Origin of the sequence: Pseudovibrio sp. Ad46 (assembly GCF_001623065.1) — a bacterium.
In the GTDB taxonomy this organism is placed as follows: Bacteria; Pseudomonadota; Alphaproteobacteria; order Rhizobiales; family Stappiaceae; genus Pseudovibrio.
Window position 1 is genome coordinate 2,501 of record NZ_LMCG01000014.1, and the last position, 3,293, is coordinate 5,793.

A 3,293-nucleotide genomic window follows, 5' to 3' on the forward strand; every position below is an offset into this window, starting at 1 on the left:
AGTTATGTCTCATGAACTGGTCTAGGCATATGCATTGCATATGTCTTTGATACATACGATGTATGTATTGTTGATTGTACATCACGCAACTGATGTACAAGCCAAGTTAAATCAAGCTTTATTTTTGTTGGTTTTAATCGAGCTGTTCCTTTTGGAGTGGCTTGGACGTTTTTAGCAAAACGTCTTTGGACGTTTCCTATGGAAACGGCCTTTATGATTATAGCTAATGAGAGTGATCAAGTGTCTTAAGAGCATTTGGTGGATGCCTTGGCGACTAGAGGCGATGAAAGACGTGATACGCTGCGATAAGCGTCGGGGAGCTGCGAATAAGCTTTGATCCGGCGATTTCTGAATGGGGCAACCCACACCGTAAGGTGTACCCGCAAGGGGGCAAACCCGGGGAACTGAAACATCTAAGTACCCGGAGGAAAGGACATCAACCGAGACTCCGCTAGTAGTGGCGAGCGAACGCGGATCAGGCCAGTGGCTATAGATTAAGAACCGGAACAAGCTGGGAAGCTTGACCTTAGTGGGTGATAGTCCCGTACGGGTAGAAAGATTTATAGTCCTCGAGTAGGGCGGAACACGTGAAATTCTGTCTGAACATGGGGGGACCACCCTCCAAGCCTAAGTACTCCTAGTCGACCGATAGCGCACCAGTACCGTGAGGGAAAGGTGAAAAGTACCCCGACGAGGGGAGTGAAATAGTACCTGAAACCGAATGCTTACAAACAGTTGGAGCCCAAGATTTGTTCTGGGTAACAGCGTACCTTTTGTATAATGGGTCAGCGACTTAATTTAACGAGCAAGCTTAAGCCGATAGGTGTAGGCGTAGCGAAAGCGAGTCTGAATAGGGCGTCTTAGTTCGTTGGATTAGACCCGAAACCGAGTGATCTAGCCATGAGCAGGTTGAAGGTGCAGTAACATGCACTGGAGGACCGAACCCACGAATGTTGAAAAATTCGGGGATGACTTGTGGCTAGGGGTGAAAGGCCAATCAAACTCGGAAATAGCTGGTTCTCCGCGAAATCTATTTAGGTAGAGCGTCCTGTGAATACTCCTGGGGGTAGAGCACTGGATGGGCTATGGGGGCTCACCGCCTTACTGATCCTAACCAAACTCCGAATACCAGGAAGTACTGCAGGGCAGACACACAGTGGGTGCTAACGTCCATTGTGGAGAGGGAAACAACCCTGACCGCCAGTTAAGGTCCCTAAGTTATGGCTAAGTGGGAAAGGATGTAGAGATCCCAAAACAACCAGGATGTTGGCTTAGAAGCAGCCATCATTTAAAGAAAGCGTAACAGCTCACTGGTCTAAATAAGGGTCTCCGCGCCGAAAATGTACCGGGGCTAAAGCCATACACCGAAACTGCGGGCTTGTCTTTGACAAGCGGTAGCGGAGCGTTCTGTAAGCTGATGAAGGTGGACCCGTGAGGGCTGCTGGAAGTATCAGAAGTGCGAATGCTGACATGAGTAACGATAAAGAGGGTGAGAGACCCTCTCGCCGAAAGTCCAAGGGTTCCTGCGCAACGCTAATCGGCGCAGGGTTAGCCGGCCCCTAAGGCGAGGCCGAAAGGCGTAGTCGATGGGAACGGGGTTAATATTCCCCGGCCAGTGGGTAGTGACGGATGCCGTGTATCGTATCTCCTTATTGGATTGGAGATGCGGTGAAGGTGTTCCTGGAAATAGCTCCCACGCTAAGACCGTACCCGAAACCGACACAGGTGGACAGGTAGAGTATACCAAGGCGCTTGAGAGAACTGTGCTGAAGGAACTCGGCAAATTGCTCCCGTAAGTTCGCGAGAAGGGAGCCCAATACGAAGGCAACTTTGTATTGGGGGCACAGAATAGGGGGTTGCGACTGTTTATCAAAAACACAGGGCTCTGCGAAGCCGCAAGGCGACGTATAGGGTCTGACGCCTGCCCGGTGCTGGAAGGTTAAGAGGAGGTGTGCAAGCACCGAATTGAAGCCCCAGTAAACGGCGGCCGTAACTATAACGGTCCTAAGGTAGCGAAATTCCTTGTCGGGTAAGTTCCGACCTGCACGAATGGCGTAACGACTTCCCCGCTGTCTCCAGCACAGACTCAGTGAAATTGAATTCCCCGTGAAGATGCGGGGTTCCTGCGGTCAGACGGAAAGACCCCGTGCACCTTTACTACAGCTTCACACTGGTATTCGTGATGACATGTGTAGGATAGGTGGTAGACGTTGAAACCAAGGCGCCAGCTTTGGTGGAGTCATCCTTGAAATACCACCCTTGTCCTCATGGATATCTAACCGCGGTACTACAATACCCGGGACCGTGTGTGGCGGGTAGTTTGACTGGGGCGGTCGCCTCCCAAATGGTAACGGAGGCGCGCGAAGGTAGGCTCAGAGCGGTCGGAAATCGCTCGTTGAGTGCAATGGCATAAGCCTGCCTGACTGCGAGACTGACAAGTCGAGCAGAGACGAAAGTCGGTCATAGTGATCCGGTGGTCCCTCGTGGAAGGGCCATCGCTCAACGGATAAAAGGTACGCCGGGGATAACAGGCTGATGATGCCCAAGAGTCCATATCGACGGCATTGTTTGGCACCTCGATGTCGGCTCATCACATCCTGGGGCTGGAGCAGGTCCCAAGGGTTTGGCTGTTCGCCAATTAAAGTGGTACGTGAGCTGGGTTCAGAACGTCGCGAGACAGTTCGGTCCCTATCTGCCGTGGGTGTAGGAAATTTGAGAGGATCTGTCCCTAGTACGAGAGGACCGGGATGGACGAACCTCTGGTGGACCTGTTGTGGCGCCAGCCGCATTGCAGGGTAGCTATGTTCGGAATGGATAACCGCTGAAGGCATCTAAGCGGGAAACCAACCTCAAAACTAGATATCCCTTGAGAGCCGTGGAAGACCACCACGTTGATAGGAGGCATGTGGAAGAGGGGTAACTCTCGAAGCTGAGCCTTACTAATAGCTCGATTGATCTTGATCACTCCCATTAAGCTATAATCATAAACGACAAACACCTAGATTTGTCGCCAACAAAACAAAGCTAAAACTTGGAAAAACAACAACAGACACTTCGCAGAAGTGTCCTGACACTCTCAATAAGAGTGGCATAAAAGACCAGTTCAAAAGTCAGTGTGACTTATTCCTGCCCGGTGGCTATGGCGGGGCGCCCCCACCCGATCCCATCCCGAACTCGGAAGTGAAACGCCCCTGCGCCAATGGTACTTCGTCTTAAGACGCGGGAGAGTAGGGCGCCGCCGGGCATGAATAATACACACCGACAAATCTCTACAAAATAAAACAGAACAAACA

2 rRNA genes are annotated in these 3,293 nt (G+C 51.4%); both read left to right on the forward strand.

Annotated elements, in window-relative coordinates:
- Positions 1-234: 234 nt before the first annotated feature.
- A 23S ribosomal RNA gene (locus PsAD46_RS04355) occupies positions 235-2,965 on the forward strand.
- Positions 2,966-3,129: 164 nt separating this feature from the next.
- Positions 3,130-3,244 (forward strand): 5S ribosomal RNA (rrf, locus tag PsAD46_RS04360).
- Positions 3,245-3,293 lie beyond the last annotated feature (49 nt).